Here is a 15,698-nt window from a genome sequence, read left to right on the forward strand (position 1 = left end):
GGATGTTAGTCAGTACTAATTTTTGATTTTAATATTTTAAAAAAGGTATTGAAATATAAATGGAGCTATTCGCCATAAATAGCAATTTCTAGTTTTCCGTTTTTATCAATAGAAGCTCTATACATTCCAGCTGTATTAAATTCCATAGCCATATTCCCTTTATGGTCTATTGCAATTATACCACCATCGCCACCCATTTCTGGAACCTTTTCTTGGATTACTATTTTAGCAGCCTCTGCAAGAGATTTACCGCCATATTCCATCATTGCAGAAATATCATAAGCAACTACACCACGAATAAAATATTCTCCCCACCCTGTTGATGATACAGCGCAAGTTTTATTGTTAGCATACGTTCCTGCCCCTATAATTGGAGCGTCTCCAACACGCCCCCAGCGTTTGTTTGTCATTCCTCCTGTAGATGTTCCAGCTGCTAAATTTCCATTTTTATCTAAAGCAGCACAGCCTACAGTTCCAAATTTATCATCCTTAATAAAGGGATCATAGAATGCAGTTTTATCATCATGATCTAGCTCTACTTGTTCTCTTTTCTGTGCTCTTTTTAAAGAGTTCATTCTTTTGTCAGTATAAAAGTAAGAAGGGTCTACAATTTCTAGACCTTGCTCTTCTGCAAATTGTTCTGCACCTTCTCGTGCAAACATAACATGCTCCGACTTTTCCATTACAGCTCTCGCTAAATTAATTGGGTTTTTAACTGTAGTTACACCAGCCACAGCTCCAGCATTTAGTGTTTTACCGTCCATAATGGAAGCATCTAGTTCATTTTTTCCTTCATTGGTAAATACAGCTCCTTTTCCAGCATTAAAAAGAGGAGAGTTTTCCATTACATTTATTGTTTTTTCAATCGCATCTAAGCTACTTCCACCTTTTTCAAGAATTGCATATCCTGTTTTTATAGCTTCTTCTAATTTAGCTTTGTAGGCAACTTCGAGCGAATCGCTCATATTCTTTTTTAAGATGGTTCCTGCTCCTCCGTGAATAATAATTCCGAAGTTATTTTCAGTATTATTTTCTTTATCAGCAGTAGGTTGATCTGGAGCATTTGTAGTGTTTTTGTTTTCGCATGAGAAGAAAATAACTACAAATAGTAGCAGAAAATTCAGATGTTTCATAAATAATGATTATATTTAACTGATTAGATAGTTACTAAATTACTTTTTTTCCCATCTCTTTCCCAACTTGTCGCCTTTTTCTTTTTAAAAAAAGGACTTTTCATGGTGTCCCATTTCTGACACATAATTGTTTAATACAATTTGCCAGATGAAAAGTTATCTTTATTTTTTGAGTTTGATGTTGTTTTTATCTGTTGTTTCCTGTGGGAATGACAATATAGAAGATGAAATGCAACAAGAAGAATTAACAATTGCTGTTAATGAAGGTTTAGAGCAACAAGTGATTCAAGAAGTTAATAAGTTTAGAGTAAGTAAAGGGTTGAATGCGCTTGCTTATAGTGAGGACGCATACCAGTATGCGGAAGCACAAACTCATTATATGATTCGTACTGGGAGTTTAAATCATGATTCTTTTGATGAAAGAGCATCCTCACTTTCTAAATCTACAAATGCCATAAAGGTGGCCGAAAATGTTGCCAAAGGATATACTACAGCAAAAGACGTTGTTGAAGGATGGATTTTGAGTGAAGGACATTATATAAACTTAGTAGGTTCTTATTCTCATACAGCCGTTTCTGTAGCTCAAAATAGTGAAGGTGTCCTTTATTATACCCAGATTTTTATCAAGGATCAGATTAAATAATTGATTAGATTTCCTGCTTTTTTCTTTAAGTTGTTTACTTTTATACTTCAATTATAAGAACAATGGCAATTATAAAACCTTTCAATTTAAATAAATGGTTAGAAGAGAATAGAGATCTCTTAAAACCTCCTGTTGGGAATAAAAATCTATATAAAGAATCGGATGATTATATCGTAATGGTTGTGGCGGGGCCTAATGCTCGTAAAGATTATCATTACAATCAAACCGAAGAACTTTTTTATCAATTAGAGGGTACAATTGAAGTTCATGTTCAAGATGATGGGGAGAAGAAAATCATGGAGCTTGGTCCTGGAGATATGTACTTGCATCCTGCAGGAGTTCCTCATAGTCCTGTTAGAAAAGAAGGTTCGATTGGATTGGTTGTAGAACGTAAACGCGATAAGCTTGATATTGAAGATGGATTATTATGGTTTTGCGATAATTGTAATAATAAGCTGTACGAAGTTCGTTTTCCTTTAAATGATATTGAAAAAGACTTTCTAAAACATTTTAAACATTTTTATAGTAGTAAAGAATTGCGAACATGTGATAGCTGTGGCACTGTAATGCCAGTTGATGAACGTTATGTTTCTAATGATGATTAGGGTTTAAATTCAGTAGTATAAACATTAATTGCATTAAGCAATCAGTTTTTTTCTTTTAAGCCAGATAAAATAACCTGTAATAGAAAGAAATTGGCCAGAGAGCCCTATTAAGCAATATAGAACTTTGCTGAAGATTCCTCCGTACTGTCCATAGTGGAGGGGAAGGATACTGCTATTAAATTTAGTTGAGAAATCTGCTTCTTCAATTTTATTTACACCAATTAATTCACCTGTTTTATAGTCAACAGAAATCTTATTGTAGTATTCGCTAAGGTAAAAAGAATCACCTTTAAAAATACCATTTACAGTAATGCTCCCTTCTTTAGAACTTGGTAGTCTAAGATACGTTGGAGTAAAATCTGGATGCTCCTTTTTTATGTTTTTTAATGCTGCCTCCATAGAAGTTTCTACTGTTGGAGGTGTAGGTTCAACAGGTTTTTTAAGTCCAGAGGTTACCACTTTATACGCAAGAAATACCCCTGTAAATACAATCACTAAATTTAATAATAAAGACCAAACTCCTACATAACGGTGTAATGCCGAATAGTAATTACGTTTGTTATTACTCTTTACTTTAATTTTAAAAAGAAGCGTTTTTATGATTACTTTTCGATATAGGATTATCCCAGTAATAAGAGATAAGAAAAAAGCTATTCCTGCAATGAAAATTAGAACACGTCCAGTTATTCCTGCGTGGAGGGAATAATGAAACTTAAGAATCCATTTTGTAAAATGGCTCGTAGCACTGATAACATTTGTAATCTTTCCGGTAGCGGGATCTACAAAAGCATATTTTCTTGCTTCAGGCCTTCTTAAGTTAAAAAGAATGGTTTTTCCTTTTTCAAACTTAATAATCCTTGTGCTCCATTCAGGAAATTCTCTCTGAACTTCACTAATAGCCTTATCTAGTTGAAGTGCTTCACTTTCACTTTTAACCTCATATTTTTCAAAAATAAGAAGGTCAATATCATCTGTAAAAACTAACACAGAGCCCGTAATACCCAAAGCAAATAGAATGATACCTGCAATGATACCAAAGTATGAATGGTATTTTAAAAGGACTCTGTTGTTCATATAGTTACCCTACTATAAGTTTATAGTTAGCGATACATTAAATTGTGTTCCGTTAGCTTTTATGTAATTAGAATCTCTTGCGTTCCATTGAGAAATTAGATTGTAATAATCTTCATTCAGTAAGTTTTTAATACCTAATCCCAATTTTGTGTTTTCGGTTAAGTCATAATTGGTGGTAAGGTTTAATACCCCAAAACTATCAACTGGTCCTTGTCCGTAAGAGTAACTTGGCACGAAACGATCTCTGTCACCGCTGTAAATATAAGCTAAACGAGCATCAAATCTATTGTTCCATTTGTAAGATACATAAGAGACAATTTTTACTGGTGGAATTCTATCTCCTCCCATATAAGTGTCGTAATCACCACTATCTTGGCTATCTATTTTTCCTTCCGTATAAGAAACAGAAGTTCCAAAGTTTACATTTCTAGCTATTTCAGTGTCTAATGAGAGCTCAAATCCATATACTTTTTCTGGCTGACGTAGGATCTCGAAAGCTCCACTTTCTGTTTCGCTATATGTAGATCCTAAATCTGATGTGCTTATAAAGTATGCTCCACTAATACTTGTTGCTCTTCCTAAATGTGTATTGAACCCTATTTCGTAATTATTTGCAATTACTGCTTCAGAGTTAATTTCGCTTACAGTATTTTCCGTTGCAGAACGTAGTGTTCTCCCTAAATCCGCAATAGAAAAACTCTGTGAGAAACTAATAAAAGGCTTAAATACGCTCCACTTGTTGTAACGTAACCCTGCATTAAAAGTAGTTGCATTATAATCTAACTCTCCGCCAGTAATATCTACACCACCGCTGTTTGGAGTAGTTTCACCAACATTATATCTTGTAAGTGTTGTGTAGTCTGGAATATCAATATTTATGTTTTCGAATCTTATTCCTGCCTTTAAAACAAAATTCTTATAGATTGTTTTCAACTGGGCATAAGGAGCAAAGTTTGTCATGTCCATTTCTGGAACCCACTCACGGCCATCAACTAATTCTTGAGATGTTCTGTCATTTAAAATATCTACACCATAAAGAATATTACCCGTTACCTCTCCAAAAGAATACGAAGTATTTAAATTAAAACGCGCTCCTTTTTTTGATGATAATATAGAAGACTGTCCGCCATCATATCCTAGGTTAGGATCGTAAAAACTATCTGTATATCCGTATACAGTTTTAAAATCTTGCATGTATAGATTTAATCTGAAATCTGTTTTACCAAAAATCTCATCATAATCGTATGTTAGTTGAGCGTTATGGTTGTATCTATTTCCTTGGTCTTCTCCTAGATCTTCACCAAGCACTCCAATAGTTGGTGTTTCACCATAAACTCCTACTTGCGGAATGTAGTCTGTATCTTGATTGCTGCTGAAGTAATTGTACATTAATTCAACCCTTTGCTTTTCGGTAAACTGATAATTTAATTTACCAAATAAGCTATATTGACTTGTTTCACCTAACCCATAGAAAGGAGAGATAACCTCACCATTTGCATCTTTATAAACTCCTGTTTGTCTAAAACTTCCGCTAGCAACATATCCTAGTTTATTAATCTGACCGTTAAAAGTCTGAGTAACTTTAGCACCAACCGTATTATCAATATCTACTAAAGCACCTTCAGCACCAATATAGGTTGTGCTTTCCATTTTCTTTGTAGCATGCGGCTTTTTAGTAATGTAGTTTACAATACCACCATCGGCACCATTTCCATAAATAGCAGTAGCTCCTTTTATAACCTCTACACGCTCTAAAGTGCTCGGATCAATAGTATTTACATCTCTTCCTCCTGCTCTTAATGGTGTAGATTGCGGAATTCCATCAATAAGCACCAACATTCTTCTACCTCTTAGCGTTTGTCCTGTGCTACTTGTTTGATTTGAACTTAGAGACATTCCAGGGACTTCTGTAAGTACATCAGCAACAGAATTACTAGTTTGTGCTAAGTTTTCTACTTGTTTAGAGGTTAAAACAGAAACAGAAGATGTTACTTCGTCCAATGTTTCTCTTGTTCTGTTAGAGGTAATAACAACTTCATTTAGTTGCTCCATAGACTCTTCTAAAACAACATTTAGTTCTATAGAAGTATTGTTTTGTATGTCTACTTTTTTAGTGATTGTAGAAAAACCAATTGCAGAGAATCTAACAGTATAAGAACCATTCTCAATATTGTTTATTTCATAAGTACCGTTGTTTGCAGTAGTGGTACCCTTATTATTTTCTTTTATTGTAACTGAAATATAAGGAATCGGTTCATTGGTGTTATCGGTTACCTTTCCTCGGATACTTCCATCTTGTCCGTATATAGTTATTGAACTGATGATAAACAGTAAAAATGCGAAATATTTCATTCTTATTCTTATTTAGATTCTTTTAAAATAAGCGCAAATGTACAGTCATTTTATTCTTATCCAAAAATATCATTGTTAATTCTTAATTTTTTCTAAAATTACAATGAACTGTAATGATTAAGAGTTCTACTATTAATAGCTTTATTTTATGCTGCTGATTACATCTTTACATAAAGAATTTGTATTTTCGTGATTATTGAAACAAAATGAAGTTAAAAAGTTATAAATATGACAAACAATATAAAGGAATCTAAAATATCTGAAGCATTAAAAGAGTTAGGAGTAGAGTCCAATAGTTTAGGAACTTCTACAGGAAACGAATGGTTTGCTTCTGGTGAAGAGTTAATTTCTACTTCTCCCGTAGATGGAGCTGTAATAGGGAAAGTAAAGCAAACGACTGCTGAAGATTATGAAAAAGTAATTAAAACGGCGGAAGGAGCATTTAAAGAGTGGCGAAAAGTAACTGCGCCTCAGCGTGGAGAAATAGTGCGTCAATTTGGTCTAGAATTGCGAACGCATAAAAATGCTTTAGGAAAATTGGTTTCTTATGAAATGGGGAAATCATATCAAGAAGGTTTAGGAGAAGTTCAAGAAATGATAGATATCTGCGATTTCGCAGTAGGATTATCACGTCAGTTACATGGTCTTACCATGCATTCTGAACGTCCTGGGCATAGAATGTACGAACAATACCATCCTTTGGGAATTGTTGGGATTATCTCTGCGTTTAATTTCCCTGTTGCCGTTTGGGCTTGGAATACTGCCTTGGCATGGGTTTGTGGAGATGTTTGCGTTTGGAAACCTTCAGAGAAAACACCATTAACCTCTGTTGCTTGTCAGAAATTAATCGGTAATGTTATCAAAGCGAACAATCTGCCAGAAGGAATCTCTTGTTTAATTACAGGTGATTATAAAGTAGGAGAGTTGCTTACAAATGATAAAAGAATTCCATTGGTTTCTGCAACAGGATCTATCCGAATGGGGAAAATTGTAGCGCAAGCTGTAGCTGCTCGTTTAGGAAAATCTTTACTGGAATTAGGGGGAAATAATGCTATTATAGTTACGCCAGATGCTGATGTTAAGATGACGGTTATTGGAGCTGTATTTGGAGCTGTTGGTACTTGTGGGCAACGTTGTACTTCTACGAGAAGACTAATCGTGCATGAAGACATGTATGATAAAGTTAAGAATGCATTGGTGGAAGCGTATAAGCAATTAAGAATTGGAGATCCTTTGGATGAAAATAATCATGTTGGGCCACTTATCGATAAAGATGCTGTGAATAATTATTTAACGGCTTTAGATGAAGTTAAAAAAGAAGGTGGTACTATTTTAGTTGAAGGAGGAGTGCTTGAAGGCAAAGGTTATGAAAGTGGATGTTATGTAAAACCAGCCATTGCAGAAGCTAAAAACGATTATAAAATAGTTCAGCATGAAACATTTGCTCCTATTCTTTATTTAATGAAGTATAAAGGAAGTATAGAAGATGCTATCGAGCTTCAAAACGGTGTAGTACAAGGATTGTCTTCTGCAGTTATGACCAATAATTTAAGAGAAGCAGAACACTTTTTATCTTATCAAGGATCGGATTGTGGGATAGCGAATGTAAATATTGGAACTAGTGGTGCCGAGATTGGAGGTGCTTTTGGTGGAGAAAAAGAAACAGGTGGAGGTCGCGAAAGTGGATCGGATGCTTGGAAAGTTTATATGAGACGCCAAACAAATACTATTAATTACACTACAGAACTACCTTTAGCACAAGGAATAAAATTTGATTTGTAGTCAGGGAATAATATAAAAAAAAGCGGAGTTGAATTAACAACTCCGCTTTTTTGTTTTATAAAACTCCATTTGCCTCAACCCATTTAAAAATATGTGGATCTTGAGGAGTAGACATCCTTTCAGAAATACGTTTTAATCTGTCAGGAAGAGCAACTAAATAATCTCTAGCTTTCTCTCCTTTATCATTTAATTCTCTAATCTTATCGATTTCCCAATATTGGTTCAATCTTTCAAGAATATTAATGTAATCAAAAGTAGTGTAAACACCTAAGCGTTGCGCTGCATTCGAGAAGTTCTCGAAGGCACTTCCGATGTGGTCCCCAGATTCTCTTACAAATTGTGCAGGCATTACGATCTTTTTCTTCATCATATCAGCAAAAGCAATCATCATTTCACTGGCATCATATTCAAAAATCGTTTTTACAAATTCTCGGTATGCTAAATGGTGTCTCATTTCATCCCCAGCAATAATATTACACATTTTTGCTAGCATCGGATTTCCTTTCTTTTTAGCTAGTTGTCCAACTCTCTTGTGAGAAATATTGGTTGCTAACTCTTGGAAAGAAGTGTATACAAAGTTTTTATATGGGTCTCTTCCTGTACCGATATCAAAACCATCGGCAATCATATGTTGTGTTGTAACTTCAATTTCCTTCATGTTTACACGTCCAGAAAGATATAAGTATTTGTTCAACACATCTCCGTGTCTGTTTTCTTCTGCAGTCCAGTGGCGAACCCATTTAGACCATCCATTTCTAGATTGCTGGTCTACACCCTCTACATCCATTAACCAAGATTCGTATGTTGGTAATGCTTCTTCAGTAATAGTGTCTCCAACGAGTACTACCCAGAAGTCGTATCCTAATTCTTGCGCCTCTCCTCTAATTTTTTTTACGTCTTCAAAGAAGTTTTCACTTTGAGAGTCCGGAAGAAAATCTGTAGGCTGCCATATTTTTTCAGCAGGAATAAGATATTGTTCAAGAAAAGAGTCTACTCTCTTCTCGATGGTTCTCATTACTTCAAGTCTAATATTATGTAGTGACATGTTGTTCTGGTTTTTATGTTGGTAAATATCGTATTTCTATAAATTAAATACGAACACTTTAAGATATTTATAGTATTTTCCCTTTTTATAGGGTCTGTTTCACGATTTTACACCTAATTAAGTATAATTAAATGATACTTTTAGCGATTCCTTGTTTATTTTAAATTACCTCCAACAGGCTTTTTAAATGTTTCCATCTCCATTAACGCAAGGTCTCTAAATAACAATTCAGGATAATAATATAAGTTGGCTAATATAGGTTACAAAATAGAACTATTAAAGTTCTTTTGAGGGTAACTTAAAGATACGAAATAAAAATGTACATTATGTTTTTTTAATGTTATGATAACTAATTGATTTAAAGTTTTTTATATATTTCGAGTAATCATTTAAGATTTTGTTTAAATTTGAGTGTAAGAAATTATAAATCAAACCCATATATATGAAATCAACATATTTAGTTGGTATTATTCTGACCATTATAGTAGGTTCATTTTTTAATTGGATTTTATGCTGTGAGGCGGTAAATGTCACTTCTGATAAAAACCAAGAAATTGTATCGCCAAAAGAATCTACTCCACTAGTAAATCCGATGGTTATAAAAGATAGTACGGGAGATTTTAATTATACTACAAATGACAATTATAATTTTAATAAATCTGACTTCGTAATATTAAGGCCTCTGGGAGAAGGTGTAGATAAAGGTGTTGATGAATTAAAAGATTATATCAATCAGAATAACGGTAAGTTTATAAACATAAATGGGTTTTATTCAATTTCTGAAAAAAACAATTCTGCTTTTCCAAACTTAGGAATGGCAAGAGCAAATGCTATTAAAAATCATTTAATTGCGCAAGGAGTGTCTTCAAAAAAGATCAATACTTCCGGAGATTTAAAACCAGATTTGGTAATTCAAGATAGTGATAGTATTTATATCGGTCCTGTGTCTTTTGTGATTTCGAGTGATTCAGATTTTGAAGATGCGGAAGCTATTGTTGCAGATATTATTAAGAATCCTATTGTGTTATATTTTGAAACTGGTGAGAGTACAATAAAGTTGTATAAAGATCAGAAAGCTAAATATATGAACATAGTGAAGGCGCTAGATAAGGTTGATAATATTTCTGTACATATTATTGGTTATACGGATAATACCGGTGATACGGCTAATAATATAGCTTTAGGGAAAGAAAGGGCGGAGTTTATTAAAGCATATTTAGTGAGAAATGGAATTCCTGCGGGAAGTATTGAAACTCTTTCTAAAGGAGAAGAAGACCCCGTAGCTAATAATAGTACAATTGAAGGGCGTGCCAAAAACCGTCGTACAGTAATTACCATAAAAAAAGAATCATCCAAAATTTAAATATATGAACTGGTGTTTAATTATTCCGATAATAGTAGGTGTTATTTGTGCTATTTTAGGTTATTTATTAGGTAAGTCATCTTCTAATAATACTGATGAAATAGGAGCTTGGCAAAAGAAGTATGATAAATTAGAGGCAGATTTAAGCGAATGTAGATCGAAATTAGCTTTAAAACCCTCGGAGTCGATAGCAGCTACAGAATCTCCAAATACTTCTGCTACTTTACTTCCTTTTGACGCTACATTAGCTAAAGCTGCATTCGGAAAAAAAATAAAGCAAGACGATCTTAAAATTGTGGAGGGAATAGGCCCTAAAATAGAGCTGCTTTTTCATTCAAAAGGAATTAAAACATGGAAAGACTTATCAGAATGTAGTGTGCAAAAATGTACAGAAGTTTTACAATCTGGAGGAAAAGCATACGAAATTCATAAACCTGGAACCTGGCCAGAGCAAGCAAAATTAGCTTATGAAGGTAAGTGGACCGAGCTCCATAAGTGGCAAGGCGAGTTAAAAGGAGGTAAATAAAATTTACCTGTTAAGCATACAGAAGCCCTCTTTTACAGAGGGTTTTTTAATTTCTTCCGTTTTCATCAGGATACAATTCATTTACATTGTCACTTTGCCAATATTCTTTTGTGTCCACATCCATTATCGTAAGCGGACTTTTATATGCAGCTCCAGTATCCATATTCCAAACACGATCGATATTTACTGGTGTAGTTTCCCCGATTCTTATGGTAGGCGTATGTCCGATGTAAATTTCTTTGTAATGTTTTAATCGCTTTGGGTAATAAGGGCTGTCTTCAGTTAACGTTTTGTCCATTGCCAAAAGCATTTCCCAAAGAGTTCTGTCCCAGTACATCATTTCAGGGAAATATTCTTTATCAACACCATGTAAATTTGTAAATCCTGCATGAATATAAAGACGGTTTTTATCATCTAAATAATGGTTTTCTAGAGATTTAAAAAAATCGATATGGATATTTATCTCCGTTTTACTAAGTTTATTATAAGCATCGAGCGTTGCTTTGCCTCCATGGAATAACCACAACTCATTATCCTTTTGCGTAATAAGCCAGTCAAGAAATAAGGCATCATGATTCCCTTTTATAAAAACACATTCATTAGAGCTTCTTAATGAGATAAGTTTATTTATTACCTGTGGTGATTCACTCCAACCATCTACATAATCACCTAAAAAAATTAGCGTATCATTTTCGGTAACATTAGCAAGGGATAAAACTTGTTCTAAAGCGCGAAATGCACCATGAATATCACCGATTACAAGCGTTCTTTTTGTCATGAAGTCACTTTTAAAGTATATTTATGGTGAAATTACGATATAAGTTTGGGAATGAAAAAAGTTTATTGTGTAGGAGAGTTGTTAATAGATTTTGTTGCTGAAAACCAAGGAGCAGATTTATCTATTGCAAGTAGCTTTGTAAAGAAAGCAGGCGGAGCACCAGCAAATGTAGCTGCTGCAATAGCAAAGCTAAATGGGAAAAGTGAGTTTGTAGGTTGTGTTGGTCAAGATGCTTTTGGAGATTTTCTTGCTGAAACCCTTAAGGAAAATGGAGTAGGAATAACAAATCTCCAACGGTCTAATATATTTACAACATTAGCATTTGTCTCAATTGCTGAAGATGGAGAGCGTGATTTTGTATTTAGTAGAGGAGCGGATAAAGAATTGGTCCATCAGGAGGAGTTAGCAAGCGACTTAAAAAATCAAATTGTTCATTTTGGAGCGGCTACCAGTTTTTTGGGCGGTTCGCTAGAAACGGCATATCATCAATATTTGGAAGATGCTATTTCAGAAAATGCTTTCATTAGCTTCGACCCTAATTATAGAGCAGATCTATGGAAAGGAAATTCAGATGTTTTTATTGAAAAATGCATTCCATATATAAAAAAGGCAAATTTCGCTAAGTTCAGTGAAGAGGAAGCTATTTTAATAGCTGGAAAAGAAACTTTATTGGATGCGTGTAAAGCACTTCATTTGCATGGAGTAAAATTAATTGCTGTTACATTAGGGAGTAAAGGGACATTTTTAAGTACAGAGAACGAAAATGTTATTATAGAAAGTATTGCGGTAACCGCTGTGGATACTACTGGAGCAGGAGATGCTTTTGTAGGGTGTTTTTTATATCAACTTTCATTAGAGGATAATATTTCAGAAACAATAAATGATTTTTCGAAGCTTAAAAAAATGATAGCAATAGCCAATAAAGCGGGGGCGATAACAACCACAAAATTCGGTGCGATAAATGCATTGCCAACCGCAGATCAAGTTGGGGTGTGATTTAAGAATACTCCACTTTTCTTAAAATCCTCAATGCTTCTTTAAGAGAGGCATATACATCTTTATTATGCTCTTTTACAAACCATCTGTAATCTTCTAGCATTTGTTTGGCGCCTCCAAATCCATTCAAATAGCAAATAAGATGTGTTGCAGGGATGTTTTTGAGGTCTTTTTCATCACGATTATTTAATGGGAGTCCTTTTTTTAGTTTTTCTAGAATGGTGTTATTGGTATTGAAAATATGATAGAGCATTTTTCGGTCGTACTGCGGAGGATCAAAAATTAGTGTACTATTAATTTTGTAAGAGCCATTATCGTTAAAAAGGATTTCTACTTTTTCTAGAGGATAGAATTTTTTATTATTGCTTAATCCCAATTTCACATATTCAGTAATAGAAAAAGAGTGATCGTTATAATTAATTTCCACTTCATCTAAGGCAGAATAAAATAGTTTTACTTGCTCGTTTATAAGTTCGATATCAACCCGAGAGTAATAAACTTTGTTGTCAATTTTTTTAATTTTTCCAGCCCAACATACTACAAACTGCTCTTTAAAAACTTTATAGTCAGATTCTAAATCTCGGTGTTTGTTATTTATAAAATCGATAACTCCATCTAAGGTAAGTTCGATATTATTTTTGGCATGTTGTTCAATTTCATTAACAATCGCAGAATTGGTGTCTTTTATTTCAATATCAAAAATTTTGGGCATGCTTATGCTTCCATCTCTAAAGAAAACACTTCCTCCCCAATATTTCCAAATGTTCTTTTTTAAAGCTGCTAGTTTTCCTGAAGAGCGAATAGTAACTAAGCCGACTACCTTCCCCTCAGGGAGTTTTGGGAAATATATATTTTCATAAGAAACAAAAGGAGCATTTACAATGTAGGCATTTACAAGATTCTGAATCTTGCTATCGTCAAAAAAATCAACGCCAACAATTTTATTATCTTCATCTTCAACGCCAATTACAATAAAAGAATTGTTATTAGGATTAGAATTTGCTAATGCGCAGATGTGTTTTATAAATTTTGCCTTCCCTTCTTTATCTCCAATATTTATAAACCGCTTCTTATCATAAAAACTGTTTTCGTCGTTATGAGCCAATAGATTTTTTACTAGCAAGCGTTTATTAATCATTCAGCAATATATCCTTAATTATTTGACTTTAAAGATATAAAGTAGAAATGTAAAGGAAAAGACATTCATTCTTTTCCTTTAATAAACTATAGATTTTTATTTACGATCGTACTTGTTGCTTGCGCAGTCGGCATTACAATTAAGTCAGCAATATTTACATGTGGTGGTCTAGTAACTGTAAAATGGATTATATCTGCAATGTCTTCAGGTTTTAAAGGATCAAAACCTGTATAAACAGTAGCTGCTTTCTCTGTATCTCCTTTAAAGCGGACTTTACTAAACTCTGTTTCTACTAATCCAGGATTTATAGCTCCAACACGAATTCCATGTGCATGGAGGTCTATTCTCATACCTTGATTAATAGCATCAACGGCGTGTTTGCTTGCGCAATAGACGTTTCCGCCAGGATATACTTCTTTTCCAGCAGTAGATCCAATATTTATGATATGTCCAGATTTACGTGCTATCATTCCAGGGATAACAGCTTTAGAAATGTAAAGGAGTCCCTTAACGTTAATATCCATCATAGCTTCCCAATCGGAGATATCCCCTTTGTCAATAGGAGAAAGTCCATGCGCATTCCCTGCATTATTTATAAGAATGTCAATTTCTTTAAATGCTGAAGGGAGATTTTCGATAGCTTCAAAAACAAGTTCTTTATTACGAATATCAAATGTTAAGGTATGTACTTTTACTTTAGCTGAAAGTTCTTCTTTAAGCTTCTCTAATCGTTCGTTCCTTCTTCCGCAGATGATCAGATCAATACCATGATTAGCAAATACTTTTGCAGTTGCGTTTCCAATACCGCTAGTTGCTCCTGTTATAAGTGCAATTTTATTTTTCATGAGTTTATCTTTTTGTTGTAGTGCTTTTCAGAAATTAAAAGTAATCATAATATAAACGCTTAGAAAAATCGATTTTAAAATTCTATCGTTTGACGTAAATTTTTTCAATCAAAAAAAAGTTGAAGTTTCATACAATAAATCAATTTCCGAATCTTAACACTTGTTAACATCTTTCTGCTGTTAAAGGGGCGTACATAAAAATAAGACCACATTGCGCAAGAGGTTTTAGAGATTAAAATTTAACAACAAACAAACCCAATGATGAAAAGTTTAAAGAGATTATCACAAGTTGTATTAATGGCTTTTGCCATGCTATTTATAGCTGCTAGTTGTAGTGACGACGATAATGATGGTGCAGAAGTGCCGTCTTCAGATATGGCAAAAGTGACCGTAAAATTAGTAGATGCCCCTGGTGACTACGAAAAGGTAAATGTCGATATCCAAGATGTTATGATTAACAGAACCGACGACGAAGAAGGAGGATGGGAAAGTATCGGAGAAGTAAATGCTGGTGTTTACGATTTATTAGAATTAACTGGAGGTGCAAATGTTGTACTTGTAGATGAAGATATTCCTGCTGGAGAAGTAAAACAAATGAGACTTGTTTTAGGAGATAATAATACTGTTGTGATTGAAGGAGAAGAGTTTCCTTTAAAAACACCAAGTGCAGAGCAGTCAGGATTAAAAATAAAGTTGGACGATGCCGAAATGGAAGGTGGATTTACATATGAAGTAGTGCTAGATTTTGACGCGGAGAAATCTATCGTAGATGCTGGAAACTCTGATAATATTATTCTTAAGCCTGTAATTAATGCTAGTACAGAAGTAAATTCAGGAAGAATTATGGGGGCTGTTTCTCCAGTAGATTTCCAAACGTTGGCTTGGGTAGTTGCAGATCAAGATACTATTACGACCTACACAAACGAAGATGGACTTTTTGTATTAAATGGTGTGCCTGCTGGTACGTATGATGTAATGCTTACTCCAGATGAAGATTCAGGTTTTGCTGATGCTACTATTGAAGATGTTGAGGTAGAAAACGGATCAGTTGCCGATGTTGGTGCTGTAGAATTAATGCAGATTTCTGGAGGTAGTATTTCTGGAACTGTAATTAATGCTGATGTTACTATTACTGCTTCTATTTTAGTTGAAGATGAAATAGTTTCTGCTGATACAAATGCTGAAGGTGTATTTACATTAGAAGGTGTTCCTGCTGGGACTTATGTTTTAACTTTAACACCTGCAGAAGGTTCTGCTTTTGATGTAAAAGAAATTGAAACTGTTGAAGTTATGGACGGAGAAGCAACTGCTTTAGGTGAAATAAGCTTGTAATAGTTAAAAAAACATAAAAATCTACTAAGAGTAGTCTAATCTATAGGCTACTCTTAATTTTTTAACCTATTGTTAACAGCGACAGT

General features: G+C 34.1%; 14 protein-coding genes. 7 read left to right on the plus strand and 7 right to left on the minus strand.

Annotated elements, in window-relative coordinates; translation table 11 throughout:
* Positions 1 to 65 precede the first annotated feature (65 nt).
* The gene (locus tag JM658_RS03030) at positions 66 to 1,133 is read right to left on the minus strand and encodes an isoaspartyl peptidase/L-asparaginase family protein (RefSeq protein ID WP_236957748.1); all 1,068 of its coding nucleotides are present in this window, start codon (positions 1,131 to 1,133) and stop codon (positions 66 to 68) included.
* Between the two features lie 148 nt (positions 1,134 to 1,281).
* Between JM658_RS03030 and JM658_RS03035 the strand changes: the two genes are divergently transcribed.
* Together JM658_RS03035 and JM658_RS03040 are read left to right on the plus strand one after the other, a co-directional pair.
* Positions 1,282 to 1,776, plus strand: coding sequence for a CAP domain-containing protein (locus JM658_RS03035; protein WP_236957749.1), 495 nt, complete (start codon positions 1,282 to 1,284; stop codon positions 1,774 to 1,776).
* Between the two features lie 62 nt (positions 1,777 to 1,838).
* On the plus strand, positions 1,839 to 2,381 hold the full coding sequence (locus tag JM658_RS03040) for a 3-hydroxyanthranilate 3,4-dioxygenase (protein ID WP_236957750.1): 543 nt from the start codon (positions 1,839 to 1,841) through the stop codon (positions 2,379 to 2,381).
* A 33-nt stretch (positions 2,382 to 2,414) separates the two neighbouring features.
* Here the strand turns inward: JM658_RS03040 and JM658_RS03045 are convergent, their stop codons facing one another.
* Together JM658_RS03045 and JM658_RS03050 are read right to left on the minus strand one after the other, a co-directional pair.
* Complete coding sequence (locus JM658_RS03045; RefSeq protein ID WP_236957751.1) at positions 2,415 to 3,455, minus strand: PepSY-associated TM helix domain-containing protein; 1,041 nt, start codon at positions 3,453 to 3,455, stop codon at positions 2,415 to 2,417.
* Positions 3,456 to 3,467: 12 nt separating this feature from the next.
* Positions 3,468 to 5,807, minus strand: coding sequence for a TonB-dependent receptor (locus tag JM658_RS03050; RefSeq protein WP_236957752.1), 2,340 nt, complete (start codon positions 5,805 to 5,807; stop codon positions 3,468 to 3,470).
* A 228-nt stretch (positions 5,808 to 6,035) separates the two neighbouring features.
* Here JM658_RS03050 and amaB point away from each other — a divergent pair, with 228 nt between their 5' ends.
* Entirely contained in the window at positions 6,036 to 7,589 is a 1,554-nt protein-coding gene (amaB, locus tag JM658_RS03055) for an L-piperidine-6-carboxylate dehydrogenase (RefSeq protein WP_236957753.1), read from the plus strand.
* Between the two features lie 55 nt (positions 7,590 to 7,644).
* Here amaB and JM658_RS03060 read toward each other — a convergent pair whose 3' ends face one another.
* Entirely contained in the window at positions 7,645 to 8,634 is a 990-nt protein-coding gene (locus JM658_RS03060; protein WP_236957754.1) for an acyl-ACP desaturase, read from the minus strand.
* 442 nt (positions 8,635 to 9,076) lie between these two features.
* Here JM658_RS03060 and JM658_RS03065 point away from each other — a divergent pair, with 442 nt between their 5' ends.
* Together JM658_RS03065 and JM658_RS03070 are read left to right on the plus strand one after the other, a co-directional pair.
* Positions 9,077 to 9,997 carry an OmpA family protein gene (locus JM658_RS03065; RefSeq protein WP_236957755.1) on the plus strand — a complete coding sequence of 307 codons (921 nt, stop codon included), beginning with the start codon at positions 9,077 to 9,079 and terminating at the stop codon, positions 9,995 to 9,997.
* Positions 9,998 to 10,001: 4 nt separating this feature from the next.
* On the plus strand, positions 10,002 to 10,523 hold the full coding sequence (locus JM658_RS03070; RefSeq protein WP_236957756.1) for a hypothetical protein: 522 nt from the start codon (positions 10,002 to 10,004) through the stop codon (positions 10,521 to 10,523).
* Between the two features lie 46 nt (positions 10,524 to 10,569).
* On the opposite strand, the gene JM658_RS03075 is transcribed toward JM658_RS03070, so the two are convergent.
* Positions 10,570 to 11,301: a metallophosphoesterase gene (locus tag JM658_RS03075; RefSeq protein WP_236957757.1), complete on the minus strand. Its 732-nt coding sequence runs from the start codon at positions 11,299 to 11,301 to the stop codon at positions 10,570 to 10,572.
* A gap of 51 nt (positions 11,302 to 11,352) precedes the next feature.
* Here JM658_RS03075 and JM658_RS03080 point away from each other — a divergent pair, with 51 nt between their 5' ends.
* Positions 11,353 to 12,297, plus strand: a complete 945-nt coding sequence (locus tag JM658_RS03080; RefSeq protein WP_236957758.1) for a carbohydrate kinase family protein — start codon at positions 11,353 to 11,355, stop codon at positions 12,295 to 12,297.
* Position 12,298: 1 nt separating this feature from the next.
* Here JM658_RS03080 and JM658_RS03085 read toward each other — a convergent pair whose 3' ends face one another.
* Positions 12,299 to 13,435, minus strand: coding sequence for an ATP-binding protein (locus JM658_RS03085; protein ID WP_236957759.1), 1,137 nt, complete (start codon positions 13,433 to 13,435; stop codon positions 12,299 to 12,301).
* 86 nt (positions 13,436 to 13,521) lie between these two features.
* Positions 13,522 to 14,280 carry an SDR family NAD(P)-dependent oxidoreductase gene (locus JM658_RS03090; RefSeq protein WP_236957760.1) on the minus strand — a complete coding sequence of 253 codons (759 nt, stop codon included), beginning with the start codon at positions 14,278 to 14,280 and terminating at the stop codon, positions 13,522 to 13,524.
* Positions 14,281 to 14,538: 258 nt separating this feature from the next.
* Here JM658_RS03090 and JM658_RS03095 point away from each other — a divergent pair, with 258 nt between their 5' ends.
* Complete coding sequence (locus tag JM658_RS03095; protein ID WP_236957761.1) at positions 14,539 to 15,612, plus strand: DUF4382 domain-containing protein; 1,074 nt, start codon at positions 14,539 to 14,541, stop codon at positions 15,610 to 15,612.
* Positions 15,613 to 15,698 lie beyond the last annotated feature (86 nt).

This window comes from Joostella atrarenae (assembly GCF_021764745.1).
GTDB classification, from domain to species: Bacteria; Bacteroidota; Bacteroidia; order Flavobacteriales; family Flavobacteriaceae; genus Galbibacter; species Galbibacter atrarenae.

Coding starts and splice junctions, on each gene's coding strand:
- JM658_RS03030 (WP_236957748.1), bottom strand. CDS start 1,133: ATGAAACATCTGAATTTTCTGCTACTATTTGTAGTTATTTTCTTCTCA.
- JM658_RS03035 (WP_236957749.1), top strand. CDS start 1,282: ATGAAAAGTTATCTTTATTTTTTGAGTTTGATGTTGTTTTTATCTGTT.
- JM658_RS03040 (WP_236957750.1), top strand. CDS start 1,839: ATGGCAATTATAAAACCTTTCAATTTAAATAAATGGTTAGAAGAGAAT.
- JM658_RS03045 (WP_236957751.1), bottom strand. CDS start 3,455: ATGAACAACAGAGTCCTTTTAAAATACCATTCATACTTTGGTATCATT.
- JM658_RS03050 (WP_236957752.1), bottom strand. CDS start 5,807: ATGAAATATTTCGCATTTTTACTGTTTATCATCAGTTCAATAACTATA.
- amaB (WP_236957753.1), top strand. CDS start 6,036: ATGACAAACAATATAAAGGAATCTAAAATATCTGAAGCATTAAAAGAG.
- JM658_RS03060 (WP_236957754.1), bottom strand. CDS start 8,634: ATGTCACTACATAATATTAGACTTGAAGTAATGAGAACCATCGAGAAG.
- JM658_RS03065 (WP_236957755.1), top strand. CDS start 9,077: ATGAAATCAACATATTTAGTTGGTATTATTCTGACCATTATAGTAGGT.
- JM658_RS03070 (WP_236957756.1), top strand. CDS start 10,002: ATGAACTGGTGTTTAATTATTCCGATAATAGTAGGTGTTATTTGTGCT.
- JM658_RS03075 (WP_236957757.1), bottom strand. CDS start 11,301: ATGACAAAAAGAACGCTTGTAATCGGTGATATTCATGGTGCATTTCGC.
- JM658_RS03080 (WP_236957758.1), top strand. CDS start 11,353: ATGAAAAAAGTTTATTGTGTAGGAGAGTTGTTAATAGATTTTGTTGCT.
- JM658_RS03085 (WP_236957759.1), bottom strand. CDS start 13,435: ATGATTAATAAACGCTTGCTAGTAAAAAATCTATTGGCTCATAACGAC.
- JM658_RS03090 (WP_236957760.1), bottom strand. CDS start 14,280: ATGAAAAATAAAATTGCACTTATAACAGGAGCAACTAGCGGTATTGGA.
- JM658_RS03095 (WP_236957761.1), top strand. CDS start 14,539: ATGATGAAAAGTTTAAAGAGATTATCACAAGTTGTATTAATGGCTTTT.